Origin of the sequence: Chloracidobacterium sp. D, from assembly GCF_018304685.1 — a bacterium.
Taxonomy (GTDB): Bacteria; Acidobacteriota; Blastocatellia; order Chloracidobacteriales; family Chloracidobacteriaceae; genus Chloracidobacterium; species Chloracidobacterium thermophilum.
Genome location: NZ_CP072634.1, coordinates 2,299,141 through 2,313,605, shown reverse-complemented (window position 1 = coordinate 2,313,605; position 14,465 = coordinate 2,299,141). Strand labels below are relative to the sequence as shown.

Below are 14,465 nucleotides of genomic sequence, written 5' to 3'. Positions count from 1 at the left end.
CCCCCTGAGTTCGTTCTTGGCACGGGCGCGCGGCTGCCACGTTATGGAAGTCGCTCTGCCACACGGAGTTTGGCGCTGCGCGCCCGTGGATTGGAAGCGACTTCGGCGGCCGTCGGCACGATGGGCCGCCGGTGCAGAAGCCGTAGGCGTGGCGTCGGCGTCACCCGGCGTCCCCAGAAGTCCGTCGGCGCGTCATCATCGGGGATGCCGGCTTCCCGGCGCAGGGCCTGTTTGATGGGGCGGTCTTCGAGCGAGTGAAAGGTGATGACTGCCAATCGTCCACCTGGTACAAGGACATCCGTGGCCTCCGAGACGAAGGTTTCCAGGCCGTCCAGTTCCCGGTTGACGGCAATCCGCAGGGCCTGAAACGTACGGGTTGCCGGATCAATCCGCTGCGGGCCGCGCTGTGGAATGGCCTGCCGGACGATGGCCGCCAACTGGCCGGTTGTCCTGATGGGGGTCTGGCGGCGGGCCTGAACGATGCGGTACGCAACCCGGCGCGCATAGCGTTCTTCGCCCCACTGCCGGATCACCTCCGCCAGCGGCTCTTCTTCCCAGGTGTTGACGATGTCCGCGGCCGTGACCGGCTGCGAGGTGTCCATGCGCATGTCGAGCGGTCCGTCGTGGCGAAAGCTGAAACCACGCACCGGTTCATCGAGCTGCCAGGAAGAAACCCCCAAGTCCACGAGGATGCCGTCCACCTCCGACCATCCCGGCTGGTTGAGTACCGTTTTCAAGGAACGAAAGTCAGCGTGAACGAAACACACCTGGTCGCCATACCGGGCAAGACGTTCTGCGGCCTGGCGCAGCGCGCTGGCATCCCGGTCAATGGCAAGCACCTGTGCGCCGGCCGCCAGAAGAGCGGCGCTGTGACCGCCAAGCCCGACCGTCCCATCCACAAACCGCTTGCCCGGCGCCGGCGCAAGTGCCGTCAGGACTTCAGCCGCCAGGACCGGCGTGTGTTGCGGGAGCGGGTCAGGCATCATGAGCGACTTCAGAATCACCTTGCCAGAGCGGGATAGTAGGCAGCCTCCGGCCGGGGGTCAAGCCGGAAGAAGGCTTTTTTCGGGAACAACCGGCCTTTCTGGAAAGGTTTAGTTGCTGGAAGAAAAGGTTTTACCTGATGTTCCGGTGCGTGGGCGGCGTCAGTTGCCGGCATCGCCCCGTACAAGCTGCGCCACGACTTCAACGTGGGCCGTCTGGGGAAACAGGTCCAGTCCGACGAGCTTCGTCAGGCGATAACCGTGCGCCAGCAGCACTTTCAGGTCGCGCGCCAGGGTCGCCGGATGACACGAGACATAGACAATCTGCCGGGGGCGAATTGTCACCAACCCCGTGCGGACGGCGCTATCGAGACCGGCACGCGGCGGGTCCGCCACAAGCCAGTCCACCCGGTCGGTAAAGGCAGCCGCCCGCATCTGCATCCACCGGGCGCAGTCTTCGGCGACGACCTGGGCGTTGGTCAGTTGGTTGTGCCGGATGTTTTCGCGGGCAAAGGCCACGGCATTCGGAGAGGCTTCAATGGCCAGCACCTGCCGGAACTTCCGCGCCAGCGGCAGGGTGAACAAGCCCACGCCGGCATAGAGATCGAGAGCCAACCCGCCGAAAGGCAGGTCGTCCGGCACGACTTCAGCGACAAGCGCCGCCACGAGTTCCCGGTTGACCTGAAAAAAACAGCGTGCGTCGTAGGTATAGACGAAATGCCCGATGCGGCGGGTAACAGGGCGACCGGGAAGGTCAGCAAAAGCCGGGAAGGCAGACAGCCCATCGTCATCCCCAAGGGCAATGTCCAGGGTTTTGCCAGCCAGAGAGGACGGTGCCTGTTGTCGCAGGACAGCCGGAAGCCGGGCCAGCGGCGGCGCCAGCAGCGGACAGGTCTCGATGTCACACAGGTCATTGGTGCCACTCGCATAGAACCCAACCCGCAACCGCCGACCATCAGCGGCCAGCTTGAACTGGACGCGGCTGCGGTAGCCCCATTCGGGGCCGGTTCGCATCGGGATGGGCCCATCCCAGGCAATTTGTCCCAGGCGCAGCAGCGCCTCGCGGATGAACGCCTGCTTGGCCTCGACCTGGGCGGCATATTGGACGTGTTGCAACTGACAGCCGCCGCACGTGCCATAGTGCGGACAGGGCGCGGCACGCCGCACCGGCGAAGGCTGGAGTACTTCCAGCAGGCGGCCGCGCGCAAAGGTGGGTTTTTCTTCAACCAGGCGAACGCGCACGAGTTCACCCGGCGCTGTCTGCGGAATAAAGACGGCACGCCCATCGGGCAGGTGGGCCAGCCCTTCGCCGCCGGCGACGAGACGTTCAATCCAGAGTTCGAGGGAGTCGTCCATCGGGCGCCCCCTTCCTGACGACCACGGGGTGTCGCGTGAGAGCGCCCTGTTTCTAGTTCACCTGCGCGGCGGCCATCTGTTCGGCAAGTTGCACAACGGTACGGACGCCAAAGCCTGTCGGTCCTTTTGCCATGTCCGGCTTGTCGCTATCGAGCCAGGCCACGCCGGCAATGTCCAGATGGACCCACGGCACGTCTTCGACGAACTCCCGCAGAAACCAGGCGGCTGTAATCGAGCCGGCATACCGGTTGCCCAGGTTCTTGATGTCGGCAATGTCGCTTTTCATCAGCTCGCCGTATTCCTCGTCCAGGGGCAACGGCCAGACCTTTTCACCGGCCGCCGCCGCCGCCTGCTTGACACTTTCGATGAACGCGGAGTCCGTGCCCATCAGCCCGGCGCGCTCCTGACCGAGCGCCACCATGACGGCGCCGGTCAGGGTGGCCAGGTCAAGGATGTGCGTCGCGCCGCCGTCCTTGCGGGCGTAAGCCAGAGCGTCACAGAGCACGAGCCGCCCCTCGGCATCCGTGTCAATGACCTCGATGGTTTTGCCATCGTAGGAATGCAGCACGTCGCCGGGCTTGTAAGATGTGGATGAAGGCATGTTTTCGGCAGCAGCAACGTAGCCATCCACAGCTATCGGCGGCTTGAGGCGGGCAATGGCCTGCATGGCGCCGATGACGGCCGCCCCGCCCGACATGTCGTACTTCATTTCCCACATCGCATCCCGTGGCTTGAGGCAGATGCCGCCGGTGTCAAAGGTAATACCCTTGCCGACGACGGCGAGGCGCGGCCCCTGGTCTCCGTTGGTTCCGGCCGGACGGTAACTCAACCGGATGAGTTGTGGTTCCTGGGCGCTGCCCTGTCCGACGGCCAGCAGCGCCCCCATGCCCATCTCCGCCATACGGTCACGCCCGAAAATCGTGCATTCCAGCCCTTCACGTTCCGCCATGGCTTGCGCCCGCCGGGCCATTTCAGCCGGAGTGAGCTTGTTGCTGGGTTCCTGCGCCAGCGTACGGGCAAAGTTGACGGCCTCGGCCAGCGTGATGCCCCGGTCCACGCCCTGGCGAACCGTGGCTTCCGCCGCGCTCATGGCCGGCGTCAGGCACAGAGTCAGGGAAGCGATCGTCTTGGTGTCTTCTTTTGGCTTCCGGTACAGGGCCGGGTCATAGAGACCGGTGATGACGCCATCCGTGACGGCCGCGGCTGCCAGCATGGGGTCGAGGTGGTCGCGCAACACGATGCCAAGGGAAGTGACGCCTTTTTTGGCTGCAACCCGGGCAACCTGCGCGCTGCGCTGGCGAAGCGCCCGGTAGTCAAACTTCTCCCTGGCTCCGGCGCCAACGAGGATCAGGCGTTTGGCTTCAAGGCCACTGGTCGCATGCAGGGTAACGATGTCCCCGACCTTGCCGCGCATCTCCATGCCAAAGACCGTGGGCAGCAGCCCTGGGAGAGCCGCGTCAAAGGGCATCAGCTCCGGGCTGGCCGGCGTTTCTTCCTCGAACACAAAAACGGCCACCGCATCTGTGGCCAACGTACGCGCGTCGCGCGTCCAGATGTCAACGTTCATGCCGGAAAGGAACTCCTTGGGGTGTGGGAATGCCTGGGTTGTGGTGAGCTTCTATACTACTTGGCGGGACCTCAGAAACAAGCCCTGCCTCGGCCGGCACGGACCCCTGCCCCGGACGGCAATGCCCGGAAACAGCAGCCATGACGCAAAAAAACGGGTATGGGAAGCACCCTTCCCATACCCGAAGTTGAGATGCAAACCCTCCGCAGTACCTGCGGACGGATGCGTTTAGAACTGGTTGGCCATCACAAAGCCACTGGGCGTTTCGGCTTTCTTTTTGCGGCGGCGGCGGCGTTTCTTCTTCATCGTCTTCGTGGTGCCGGAGCCGCTGCCGGCCGTCGGCTGTTCCTGGGCATAGGCCGTCTCGATGACGCCGAAGGTCGTGACCCCCATGACGAGGGCAACGAACAGTGCAAGAGCTGCTTTCTTCATCGTGTTGCGCTTCCTTCCTGTGAAATGGCGTTTGACTGTGGATGCCGCCCCGTCGGGCGGCTGTCCACACTGTTCCCGGAACAACTTGCGTGCCATACCGGGAAAGGGGCGGTTTGTCTGACCAAGTTATTCAAAAACAATACTTTGTCTGTCCGCTACGGATGGTTGCGGAGCTGGTTTGTCCGGGCTGTGGGGCAAATTGGCCGGATGCCTGGCAGTCACCGCGACCAAACTGCCACGCTGTCCGGGGCAGCCCGGCCGTGACGCGCGCCCGGCAGGGAAGCCGGTCCTTGAACATCCAGCCTTGAAAATCCGACTTTGCGACCCTCGGCGGCGTCTTATGTCGTGCGCTGGCGAAGGGCGCGCAAGAGATGACCAACCAACGTGGCCGGCAGGGAGAACACGGCTCTATGGTGGAAGCGTCAGACCTGGAACTGGTCGAGCGTACGCTGGAAGGTGAACATCGTGCCTTTGAAGTGCTGGTACGGCGCTGGGAACGCCCGATTTTCAGCCTGGCCTACCGCCTGAGCGGTTCGGACGAAGAAGCCCGCGATGTCTGTCAGGAGACCTTCCTGGCCGCCTTCCGCCATCTCAAATCCTTTCGCGGAGAGGCGAAGTTTTCGTCCTGGCTCTACCGGATTGCGCTCAATGCGTGGCATTCGCGCCAGCGCCGCCAGCCGGCAGAAAGCCTGTCGCTGGAGGAGCAGGCTGAAACCCGTGGGTTTGATCCGCCGGATACGGACAATGCCCTCGACGAGCGGCTGCTGCGGGATGAACGGGCGCAACTCGTCCGCCGTGCCCTGGCGGCTTTGCCAGCCGAGATGCGGCAGGTCATCGTGATGAAGGAATACGAGGGATTGAAGTTTCACGAAATCGCCGAGGTGCTCGGCATTCCGGTCAGCACCGTCAAGACCCGGCTTTACACGGGGCTGACCCTGCTGCGCCGGCGACTGGAAGGATTGGGGTTCTCCCCCGGCAAGGAGTAGCACTGTCATGACCACACCACGCAAACCCGCGACGGACAAATCCGCAATGGCCTGTGACCGCAGTTCGGACCTGGTGGCGTATCTCTACGGCGAAGCGACGCCCGCCGAAATAGCCAGCTTCGAGCGCCATCTGCAGACCTGTCCTGTCTGCCGGGCTGAACTCGAAGGTTTGCAGACCGTACGCACGGCGCTCCAGAGCTGGGAAATGGATGCCGTAGCGCCCCGGTTACAGCTCGTCATCCGTCCGACGGTGTGGCAGGCGTGGCGGGAGTTTTTCGCCCTGCTCCCGATGTGGGGCAGACTGGCTACCGGGGCGGCAGCCATCGTTCTCGTACTGTCACTGGCCAACCTGCGGCTGACCGTTGGCCCCCAGGGGGTATCGCTGTCCACCGGCTGGCTGAACGGCGCTGAACTTGCCCAAGCCCCACGTCCTTCAGCCCCCGCGCCAACCGTGCCCGACAGCCTGCCACGCCAGACAGGCACTTCACCGGCCGCAGATGACCCCGCGTTCCAACAGGCCGTGACCCGCCTGGTGGCAGAAGCGTTGGCGACCCAGCCACAGGCGCGCGACGCCGAGCTGGAAGCCCGGATAAACGCCCGGCTCGATGCCCGCCTGAAGCAGCAACGCGCGGAACTTGTGCGACTTGTCAATCAGCTCAATCGTGAGCAGCGTCTGCAACTGGCCGCCTGGATTCGGGAAAGCGAGCAGCGGTCGAGTCCCGACCTGCTCGATCTGGTCAGCACCTTTCCCGTGGCCGAGGGTGGGGATGAATAACTGGAGACGGCCGCCATCCACACCGTGCCGTCCATACTGGATGGCTCAGCCGGACTGCGGCGAACGGCTCACAGGTCGGCAGGTGTGAGCCGCGCACGCTGCCGTCGTTCGGCTTGCGCGGCGGGCGACCAGCCCGAAACACGACTGTAGCGGTTGGTGGACTTGGCCAGCGTCTCCACGTGGCTTGAGCCGCACGACGGACAGTTCCCATGGCTTCCAACGGCGACATGACCGCAGCTCCGGCACAGGGTGAATTCGGGTGACACCATCAGCCCCGTCGCCAGCCCGTCGGTACGCAGGTCGGCCACGAGTTGGGCAAGCTGCTCCGGCGTTGGCAGTTCATCGCCAAGCCAGACATCCGTGGTGGCGTTGAGCAGGCTGCCGCGCTGAATCTGCCCCTCCCACTGGGCGCGCTGGCGGGGCGGAAGAGCGACGGACGGTGACAGCTTCGCGCCGTTGACGTAGTTCCCTTCGTTGTCCAAATCCGCCGGCGAATAGCCCTCGGCAATCGTTTTGGGAAAAAACCGCGCGTCCATGTGGGCAAAGCGTTCCGTCATGCCTTCCGTGTGGGATTCGGCCAGCGTGAAGTGGGTTTTGTGCCGGGAGGTGAGGCGAATCGCCTCGGCCGTCAGGTGGGCGATGACCTGGGCACCGAAGTCGCGTGCGACGGAAGACTCGTGCAGCCGGTAGCCTGTGACGGCCTGCGCCAGATCGTCCAGCCCGACCGGGCAGAGGCGGTGTGTCGTGCGGTGCAATCGCAGAAACGGACGCCCGCCCCGGCGCGCCGTCAGCAGGGCCAGTGGCCCATCCTCGCCCCGGGCCAGAAGTTTTTCCAGAAACACCCGCTTTTCCAGGTGAGCCTGCGCGGCAATGTCCATCAGCCGCGTCAGTTCCTCAAATATCTCGGCAGTTTTGCCGGGGGAGGCGCGGTAGGCGGCACGGGGCAGGTTGATCGCTATGGCCTGAAAGGCAGCCGTGCACCATTCATCTGTGGTCGTGTCGGCAAAAACCGTTGCGTACGGCAGGCCAAACCGATGCAGAAAGGCCTGCTCCGGGGTGTGGTCAAAGACAAACCAGACGTTGCCCCGTTCAAGTACGGCCCGGCAGGCTTCTGTCACCAGGGCCTGCCATTCCGCATCATCGTCTTCCGGCGTGACGTGCTGAACCAGACGCAGCCCGGAAAGGGGAAGCTTCTGTCCATCGCCGTCCCGGTAGGCCGCAAAGAGCGCCCGGAGAAAGCGCCGCGCCGTTGGGGTGTAGTCCTGATAGGTTTTTCCGGTCAGGTCGCCGCCCGGACCAATCGCCGGCTGCCGGGCCAGGTAGGCCGGCGCGTGCCAGTCAAGGTGGATGACGCACGTTGGGGTGATCCCACCCCGCCCAACGGCCGGGGCCGACAGCTCAAACATCAGGGCTTCCGCCACCTGGAGCAGTTCACGCTCGCCAAGGTCTGCGAGGTAGGGTGCCAGACTGAAGTTGACGGCATCCCATTCGACCGCGCCATTGACATAGCCCTGAAGCGCCGCCGCCGACTTCACCAGGTGTGCTACGAGCACTTCGGGATGCCGGGCCGGACGGGAAGCCGCAAAGCGGTTGGGCAGGGCAAAGCCGTGGCGTTTGACGACATCCGGCGACTGCATGATGGCGTACGGGCGGTCAATCGCCCCCAAATCCTGAATAAAGATGTCCCCTACCAGGTGTGCCTCGGCAATCGGCGCCGAAAAGACAGCGAGCAGGGCGTATTCGCGTTTGATGGCGGCGGCAATTTCAAGCCCCGTGCCTTCCGGGGTGAGCGGCAGCAGAGACGCCGGCGAACCACCTTGCTTGATGAGACGGTCAATGTCGGACAACGGCAGCCCCAGGCGGGAATAGGCGCGGTATTCGGCATCAAGACCATATTCGATGAGCTTGGCATCCACGAGCGTGCGGAGCAGCGAGGAAGTCACCCGGCGCAGCGCCGATTGCTGGATGATGGCTTCGATGTCTTGAGCAATGCGCTGGGCAAGTTCGGGGCGAAGTCCGGTCTCGCGGCGCAGTGACTCCACGATGCGCCGTGCGTCAAAGCCGGCGACGCTGTCGTCTGAACGACGAACGACGACCTGTGCCGTCGTGGCGTCCGGCGGTTCAGACAACGACTCGACAGGCGATGGCTCGTTCATGCGGCTCTCTCCTGCGCTGGCAGAACGGTCTTCGTGCGCGATGCCACGGGGTGTCAAGCCTGGCCGTGTGAATGAACTGGCGGTGTGCGTGGCGGCCGTCCTGGTTGCCAACGCCCGAACGGCCCGCCGACAGTCCGGCCAAACACTGGAAAAGTAACACATTGCTCCGGTCAGCTCAAAAACCGATGCCCCGGCCTGAACTCACAACGGTTTGCCGGAAGTGCCCGGCAGCGTGCCAGCCAGATGCTTGAGTATGGCCGGAAGGTCGGCCGTCGGCGGCAGGCCTTCCAGGATGAAGACATCCACGCCCCGCCGCTCAATGTGTACCCCCTCGCCCGTCACCACGTCTGATGTCGAGCGTTCGGCCGGTGCATGGTCAAAGCGCCGTTCGGGAAAACGGCGGGCCGTCCGCGCCCCGTAAGCCTCAAAAAAGGCCTGGCTGCTGGCGGGGTTGTCCCAGCGGGTGACTTGTACGAGGCAGAGTTGGCCGGTCGGACGGTGTTCGTAGAGCGTTGAGCGGTCGCCGCCCCACCCCTGGGCGGCCCGGCGGGCCTGCTTTTCATCGAGAAATTCGCCCAGAATCAGCCGGTAGCCAAACTCACCCTGCACATCGTCGGTCAGCCGTTGCCAACCGGGGCCCAGCAGTGCCGCCAGGTCGGGCCGGGCAATGGCGACCGGGCGTTCGCGGGCAAGGTATTTTTCCGGGTGCAGGACCTGCTCTGTGCTTTCCGGCAGGTCGGTAAACGCCTGTGAAACCTGCGTCCAGCCACCTTTGCGCAACAGCGCCTGGACGAAATCCGCCCCACTGGCATAGGGGAAGAGCAGGGACAGCCGGATGGCTTTTGGCGCTGCCGTCAGGGCCGGGGATTTCCGGGGGTCGTTATCTATGACGCCGAAGTTTTCCAGCAGGGTGCCAATCGAAACCGGGAGTTTCTGGATGTCCATCCGGCCGTCCAGGGCATAGGCGATCATGGTCACGGTCGCATCCCCTTCGATGAGTGAGTGGATGGCGAGGTCGCGGTCGCTGTTCCCCTGGGTCGGTTTTTCAAACCGGCGCAGGTCAAAGTGCTGATCCTGCAGCGCGTGCGTCAGTTCGTGGGCGATGGCAACCCGCTGGCTATCGGGGTCGTCGTCGTCCAGGCTCTCGGTCAGCACAAACTCGCCCGTTTTCGGCCGGTAAAACCCGGCAATCTGCTCGGTCAGGACGCGGATCAGCTCATCGCGCAGCGCATAGTCTTTGGGAATCAGCCCCAGTGCGACGAGCATTTTGGCCTGGTTGGCAAACTCTTCAGGCGTTTGCGAGGCATCGAGGTCCTGGATGACCACTCGCTCGACTTCCTTGCGGGAGCGGTAGCCCGACTGCACCGGACGCTTGATGGGCAGCTCCCGCAGCCGTGACACATCCCGCAGGATGGTCCGCGTCTCCGCCAGGGCCCTGGCCACCTTGGGCGGTACGGCGCGTTGCTGGGCCGGCACCAGCGGAATGAGAAGCAACAGAAGCCAGAGACTGACTGCCCGGCCAACCCAACGTGGCATGAAACCTGCTGACATGGTGATGTTCCCCCTGATGCGCGGTGCGTGAAGTGAGACAGCCGCCCGTTTCGCCGGGGGCGTCGCGCGATGGTAGGTCAAAGTGGGCAGCAGATAAAAGTTGGCCCGAAAAGTTTTGCCTGCGGGCGCCTCCGCAAAGTAAGTTTTAACACCTACGCTTTCCGCCACCTGTCTTCACCTGGTGGCATGCCGTGGTCATCGCTCGATTCCAGCAGTGCGTCATCGCTGCACCACCACGCCAACGATGGGCGCACTCCCCGAACAACCCTCAGACTGGAAAGGAGTTTTTGCGGCATGAAAGTTTTCGCCACCCCTCACCTACGCAACGTCGCCCTCGTTGGTCATGGTCACGCCGGCAAGACTTCACTTGTTGCGGCGATGCTCTACGCCATGGGGGCGACGCCCCGCCTTGGCAAAGTCGCGGATGGAACGGCCCTGACGGACTTTGATGAAATTGCCATTGCGCACCAACTTTCGACGCAGACCAGTGTCGCGCACGGCGTCTGGCGCGACCACAAGCTCAATCTTCTCGACACTCCGGGGGCAACGGCCTTCATTCTCGACAGCCGCCTGGCCCTGCGCGCGGCCGAAACGGCGCTCATTGTCCTCGACGCGCACAACGGCGTCGAAATCGGAACGGAAACCGTCCGGCAGTACGCGGCTGAATTCAATCTTCCCTGTTTCGTCTTCATCAACAAACTCGACAAGGAGCAAACCGATGTGGAGTCCTGCCTGCAGGCGCTGACCGGGCAGTGTGATTTGCGGCCGGTGCTGCTCCAGATTCCTATCGGCATTGAGAAGCAGTTTCGCGGTCTTGTGGATGTCGTCCGCCAGCGGGCGTTTCTCTACCAGACGGACGGCAGCGGGGCCTTTGTCGAAGCCGATGTGCCGGCCAACCTGCAGACTGCCGTGGCCAAGGCGCGGGAAGCCCTCATCGAGCGGGTGGCCGAAAGCGACGACCGCCTGCTGGAAACCTTCTTCGAGCAGGGCACGTTGACGGACGAGCAGGTGCTGGCCGGATTGCCGGCTGCTATCCGCTCCCAATCCCTGACGCCGGTCTTCCTCGGCTCGGCGACGCTCAACATCGGCATCCCGCAACTGCTCGATGCCTTGGTGTCAATTGCCCCTGACCCGGCGCACGTCGGCGGCTGGCTGGGGATGTCGCCGCTCGACGACAACCTCGTGTCGCCGCGTCATGTGACTGACGATGAGCCATTTGCCGGCTATGTCTTCAAAACGCTCGATGAGCAGTTCAATCGAATCTCGCTCTGTAAAATCGTTTCCGGCATCCTGCGCCCGGACTCCCTCGTGTTGAACGGCAGCCGGGGTGCACTGGAAAAGGTTGCGGCCCTTTACACACTCCAGGGGCGGCAACTCGACAAACTGACGGAAGCCCACGCCGGCGACATCGTCGCCCTGACCAAACTCAAGGACACACACACGGGGGACACCCTGTGCGACAAGGCAGCCCCGGTGCGGTTTGCTCCCGTGACCATGCCGGAACCGGCCATTTCCTTTGCCATCGAACCGAAATCGCGCGCCGATGAAGACAAGCTCTCCGGCGCCATGCTGCGCATCCTCGAACAGGACGGCACGCTGCGTTATGCACGTGACCCGCAAACCAGGGAATTCATCCTTTCAGGAACAAACCAGCAGCACATTGAGCTGACCGTCGAACGTCTCAAGGTGCGTTACGGAGTGGAAGTTGCCATCCATGCTCCCAAAGTGCCTTATCTGGAAACCTTCAAGGGGCGGGTCGAAGTTCACGCCCGGCACAAGAAACAAACCGGCGGACGCGGTCAGTTTGGCGACTGCAAGTGCATCTTTGAAGCGCTGCCCCACGGTGCAGGCTTCCGTTTCGTGGATAAAATCGTCGGCGGCGTCATTCCGCAGCAGTTCCGCCCGGCGGTCGAAAAGGGAATTCTGGAAGCGGCTGAACACGGAGCGCTGGCGGGCTATCCCGTAGTGGATTTCCAGGTCGAACTGGTGGATGGCTCCTACCACACGGTTGACTCAGATGAGCTTTCCTTCAAGCTGGCCGGACGCAAAGCCTTCCGCGCTGCAATGGAAAAGGTCAAGCTGGTGCTGCTTGAACCAATCATGCACGTGGTTGTGAGCGTACCCAACGAGTTTGCCGGCGACGCCATGAGCGATCTCTCCACCCGTCGCGGCCGCATCCTGGGCATCAACGCCAAGGGAAACCGGCAGATTGTCGAAGCCCACGTGCCACTGGGTGAAATGCTGACCTACGCCACGGCGCTCAACTCGCTGACGAGTGGGCGTGGCAGCTACACGATGCGTTTTGCCCACTACGACGAAGCACCACCGCAGGTGACGCAGCGGGTCGTGGCGGAAGCACAGGCAGCCGGGCGCGTCCGGGCGCTGGAAGAAGTCTGAACCTGATGGCTCCCGCAGAGCCTTGCCTGTGGCCGGAAGGGTTGCCCTTCCGGCCAAGTTTTTTGGCGCGGCTCGTGACGTTTGAGAGCTTTCAGGAAAGCCGGTTTTTCAGAAATCCGGCAATGGCCTCGACGGCGCGCTGGCAGGCGCTGCGGGGCGCGTCACGGTGCGTCACAAAGCGAACGGTGTACGGCCCGGCCGGCCCGGCCAGAACGCCGCAGCTTTTCAGTCCGGCGCAGAAGTCGGAGGCGGTCATCCCGGTTGGCGTCACGTCGCACATGACGATGTTGGTTTCGACGCGGGTCAGGTCCACGTCCAGCCCTGGCAGTTGTGCCAGCTCAGCAGCCAACCAGCGGGCGTTGGCGTGGTCGTCAGCCAGATGGGCCGGGCCTTCTTCGAGGGCAACGAGTCCGGCCGCCGCCAGAACGCCGGCCTGCCGCATGCCGCCGCCAAGCATCTTGCGAACCGTGCGCGCCCGTTCGATGAAATCGCGCGTGCCGAAAACAAGCGAGCCGACCGGTGCGCCCAAACCCTTGGAAAGGCAAATCATGACGCTCGAAAAGCCCTGTGCCAGTTCAGCGACCCGAAGCCCACAGGCCACGGCGGCATTGAACAGTCGCGCCCCGTCAAGGTGGACAGGCAGGCCGCACGCAGCCGCTTCCTGTAGAATGCGGGCGACGGCAGCGGGCGGGGCAACGGTTCCGCCGTGCATGTTGTGGGTGTTTTCAAGGCAGAGAAGCGCCGTCCGGGTACGGTAGTACACTCTGGGCTGGATGGCGGCGGCAATGGCTTCCCAGGTTGGCAGTCCCCGTTCGCTCGGTACGAGCCGGGGCGTCAGCCCGGAAAGCGCTGCTGGCGCACCCAGTTCCCACTCGTAAATGTGGGCGCGCGCCTCGACAATGATTTCGCTGCCCGGTGGTGCGTGCAGGCGGAGGCAAATCTGGTTACCCATGGTGCCGGTTGGGACAAAGAGCGCCGCCTCAAAGCCAAGCAGCGCAGCCGCGCGCTCCTGCAATGCGTTTACGGTGGGGTCTTCAAGATAAACATCATCGCCAACCGCTGCCCGGTACATGGCTTCGCGCATGGCTGGCGAAGGCTGCGTCACGGTGTCGCTGCGTAAGTCAACAGGTGCGTCATCAAGCGTCATGAAACCGGATTCCTGTACGAATGAAGATGAAAACGATGAACTGCCGCCTTTTGCGGCCGTCTATGCCTGGGTGCGCCGGATTCCGCCGGGGCGCGTCATGACCTACGGGCAGATTTCACGTCTCATCGGGGAACGTCTTTCGGCGCAGGGCGTCGGCTGGGCGCTGCGGGCGAGTATCCGGCAGGCAGACGGGCTGCCCTGGCACCGGGTGGTCAATGCCCGTGGCGGCATCAGCACGGGCAGGCTATCGCTTCATCTCGCCGCAGAGCAACGGGCGCGGCTGGAAGGCGAAGGCGTCGTGTTCCGCGCTGACGGGACGCTTGATCTGGCCGAGTATGGCTGGCAGCCGGAGGTCTGACGGAAGCCCGACAAAGCTTTGGTTACGGTTTGGCGGCGTTGGTCACGGTTGACGGATAGATGACCCGAATTGTGCGCACTTCAACCCGCTCGGCAGGTTTGTCGGCCGTGCCCGGCTCGATGGGGGTCTCGGCAATTTTGTCCACGACATCGAGACCTTCGATGACCCGCCCAAAGACCGTGTACTTGCCATCGAGCGACTCCAGCCGCCGCAGGCAGATGAAGTAGTGGGTCGTGGCGCTGTCGGGGTTGCTGCCGTGCGCCATGGAGAGAATGCCCTTGTCGTGGGGCGTTTCGTTGAATTCCGCCTTGAGCGGTGAAGTGTCAAAGCGCAGACGGCGGTTGGGGCTGTCAGCCGGCCACCTGGCCGGGTCGCCGCCCTGAATGACGAAATCCTTGGCAATGCGGTTGAATTCCGTACGGTCGTAAAAGCCCTGTTCCGCAAGGCGCAGGAAGTTGCGCACGTGGTTGGGGGCGACTTCGGGGAAAAACTCCAGGACGATATTGCCGGCTGAAGATTCGATGACGGCGCGTACCTGTTTGAGTTCTTCGACGGAGAGCTTTTCGGCCCGGCTGGGTTTCGGGGCAGCCGGCTCAGGGGGAACGGTCGGGCGTGTGGGTGCCGGACGCGCCGCCGGACGCCGCTGCTGCGCGACGGCCTGCGCGCCAAACACCAACAGGCTGCCAAGAATCAACATCCATCCTGCGACTCGCCACACCATGGCTGGCATCCTCCCTGCACACTGCCGTGAATCGTG

12 protein-coding genes are annotated in these 14,465 nt (G+C 63.6%); 4 read left to right on the top strand and 8 right to left on the bottom strand.

Features of this window, described 5'->3' with window-relative positions:
* Positions 1–41: 41 nt before the first annotated feature.
* The 4 genes from rsmH to J8C01_RS09775 form a co-directional block, all read right to left on the bottom strand.
* Positions 42–983, bottom strand: coding sequence for a 16S rRNA (cytosine(1402)-N(4))-methyltransferase RsmH (gene rsmH / locus J8C01_RS09790; RefSeq protein ID WP_211432719.1), 942 nt, complete (start codon positions 981–983; stop codon positions 42–44).
* Between the two features lie 162 nt (positions 984–1,145).
* A complete protein-coding gene (locus J8C01_RS09785; protein ID WP_211431786.1) occupies positions 1,146–2,339 on the bottom strand; it encodes a class I SAM-dependent RNA methyltransferase in 1,194 nt (397 codons plus the stop codon).
* A gap of 52 nt (positions 2,340–2,391) precedes the next feature.
* A complete protein-coding gene (locus tag J8C01_RS09780) occupies positions 2,392–3,906 on the bottom strand; it encodes a leucyl aminopeptidase (protein ID WP_211431785.1) in 1,515 nt (504 codons plus the stop codon).
* A gap of 228 nt (positions 3,907–4,134) precedes the next feature.
* A complete protein-coding gene (locus tag J8C01_RS09775) occupies positions 4,135–4,338 on the bottom strand; it encodes a hypothetical protein (protein ID WP_211425785.1) in 204 nt (67 codons plus the stop codon).
* Positions 4,339–4,748: 410 nt separating this feature from the next.
* Between J8C01_RS09775 and J8C01_RS09770 the strand changes: the two genes are divergently transcribed.
* Both J8C01_RS09770 and J8C01_RS09765 read left to right on the top strand, forming a co-directional pair.
* Positions 4,749–5,324, top strand: coding sequence for an RNA polymerase sigma factor (locus J8C01_RS09770; RefSeq protein ID WP_211431784.1), 576 nt, complete (start codon positions 4,749–4,751; stop codon positions 5,322–5,324).
* A gap of 7 nt (positions 5,325–5,331) precedes the next feature.
* Positions 5,332–6,099: an anti-sigma factor family protein gene (locus J8C01_RS09765; RefSeq protein ID WP_211431783.1), complete on the top strand. Its 768-nt coding sequence runs from the start codon at positions 5,332–5,334 to the stop codon at positions 6,097–6,099.
* 68 nt (positions 6,100–6,167) lie between these two features.
* On the opposite strand, the gene nrdD is transcribed toward J8C01_RS09765, so the two are convergent.
* Both nrdD and J8C01_RS09755 read right to left on the bottom strand, forming a co-directional pair.
* Complete coding sequence (nrdD, locus tag J8C01_RS09760) at positions 6,168–8,255, bottom strand: anaerobic ribonucleoside-triphosphate reductase (RefSeq protein ID WP_211431782.1); 2,088 nt, start codon at positions 8,253–8,255, stop codon at positions 6,168–6,170.
* Between the two features lie 201 nt (positions 8,256–8,456).
* Entirely contained in the window at positions 8,457–9,791 is a 1,335-nt protein-coding gene (locus tag J8C01_RS09755) for a hypothetical protein (RefSeq protein WP_211431781.1), read from the bottom strand.
* 309 nt (positions 9,792–10,100) lie between these two features.
* On the opposite strand from J8C01_RS09755, the gene J8C01_RS09750 reads away from it, so the two are divergent.
* A complete protein-coding gene (locus tag J8C01_RS09750) occupies positions 10,101–12,203 on the top strand; it encodes an elongation factor G (RefSeq protein ID WP_211431780.1) in 2,103 nt (700 codons plus the stop codon).
* 91 nt (positions 12,204–12,294) lie between these two features.
* Here the strand turns inward: J8C01_RS09750 and J8C01_RS09745 are convergent, their stop codons facing one another.
* Positions 12,295–13,350, bottom strand: a complete 1,056-nt coding sequence (locus J8C01_RS09745; RefSeq protein ID WP_014100459.1) for a threonine aldolase family protein — start codon at positions 13,348–13,350, stop codon at positions 12,295–12,297.
* On the opposite strand from J8C01_RS09745, the gene J8C01_RS09740 reads away from it, so the two are divergent.
* Complete coding sequence (locus J8C01_RS09740; protein ID WP_211431779.1) at positions 13,349–13,708, top strand: MGMT family protein; 360 nt, start codon at positions 13,349–13,351, stop codon at positions 13,706–13,708. The genes J8C01_RS09745 and J8C01_RS09740 overlap by 2 nt on opposite strands.
* 22 nt (positions 13,709–13,730) lie before the next feature.
* Here J8C01_RS09740 and J8C01_RS09735 read toward each other — a convergent pair whose 3' ends face one another.
* Positions 13,731–14,429 carry a peptidylprolyl isomerase gene (locus tag J8C01_RS09735; RefSeq protein ID WP_211431778.1) on the bottom strand — a complete coding sequence of 233 codons (699 nt, stop codon included), beginning with the start codon at positions 14,427–14,429 and terminating at the stop codon, positions 13,731–13,733.
* Positions 14,430–14,465 lie beyond the last annotated feature (36 nt).

Excerpts from the sequence above, each read along its gene's own strand:
- rsmH (WP_211432719.1), bottom strand. The coding sequence starts at position 983 with ATGCCTGACCCGCTCCCGCAACACACGCCGGTCCTGGCGGCTGAAGTC.
- J8C01_RS09785 (WP_211431786.1), bottom strand. The coding sequence starts at position 2,339 with ATGGACGACTCCCTCGAACTCTGGATTGAACGTCTCGTCGCCGGCGGC.
- J8C01_RS09780 (WP_211431785.1), bottom strand. The coding sequence starts at position 3,906 with ATGAACGTTGACATCTGGACGCGCGACGCGCGTACGTTGGCCACAGAT.
- J8C01_RS09775 (WP_211425785.1), bottom strand. The coding sequence starts at position 4,338 with ATGAAGAAAGCAGCTCTTGCACTGTTCGTTGCCCTCGTCATGGGGGTC.
- J8C01_RS09770 (WP_211431784.1), top strand. The coding sequence starts at position 4,749 with ATGGTGGAAGCGTCAGACCTGGAACTGGTCGAGCGTACGCTGGAAGGT.
- J8C01_RS09765 (WP_211431783.1), top strand. The coding sequence starts at position 5,332 with ATGACCACACCACGCAAACCCGCGACGGACAAATCCGCAATGGCCTGT.
- nrdD (WP_211431782.1), bottom strand. The coding sequence starts at position 8,255 with ATGAACGAGCCATCGCCTGTCGAGTCGTTGTCTGAACCGCCGGACGCC.
- J8C01_RS09755 (WP_211431781.1), bottom strand. The coding sequence starts at position 9,791 with ATGCCACGTTGGGTTGGCCGGGCAGTCAGTCTCTGGCTTCTGTTGCTT.
- J8C01_RS09750 (WP_211431780.1), top strand. The coding sequence starts at position 10,101 with ATGAAAGTTTTCGCCACCCCTCACCTACGCAACGTCGCCCTCGTTGGT.
- J8C01_RS09740 (WP_211431779.1), top strand. The coding sequence starts at position 13,349 with ATGAAACCGGATTCCTGTACGAATGAAGATGAAAACGATGAACTGCCG.
- J8C01_RS09745 (WP_014100459.1), bottom strand. The coding sequence starts at position 13,350 with ATGACGCTTGATGACGCACCTGTTGACTTACGCAGCGACACCGTGACG.
- J8C01_RS09735 (WP_211431778.1), bottom strand. The coding sequence starts at position 14,429 with ATGGTGTGGCGAGTCGCAGGATGGATGTTGATTCTTGGCAGCCTGTTG.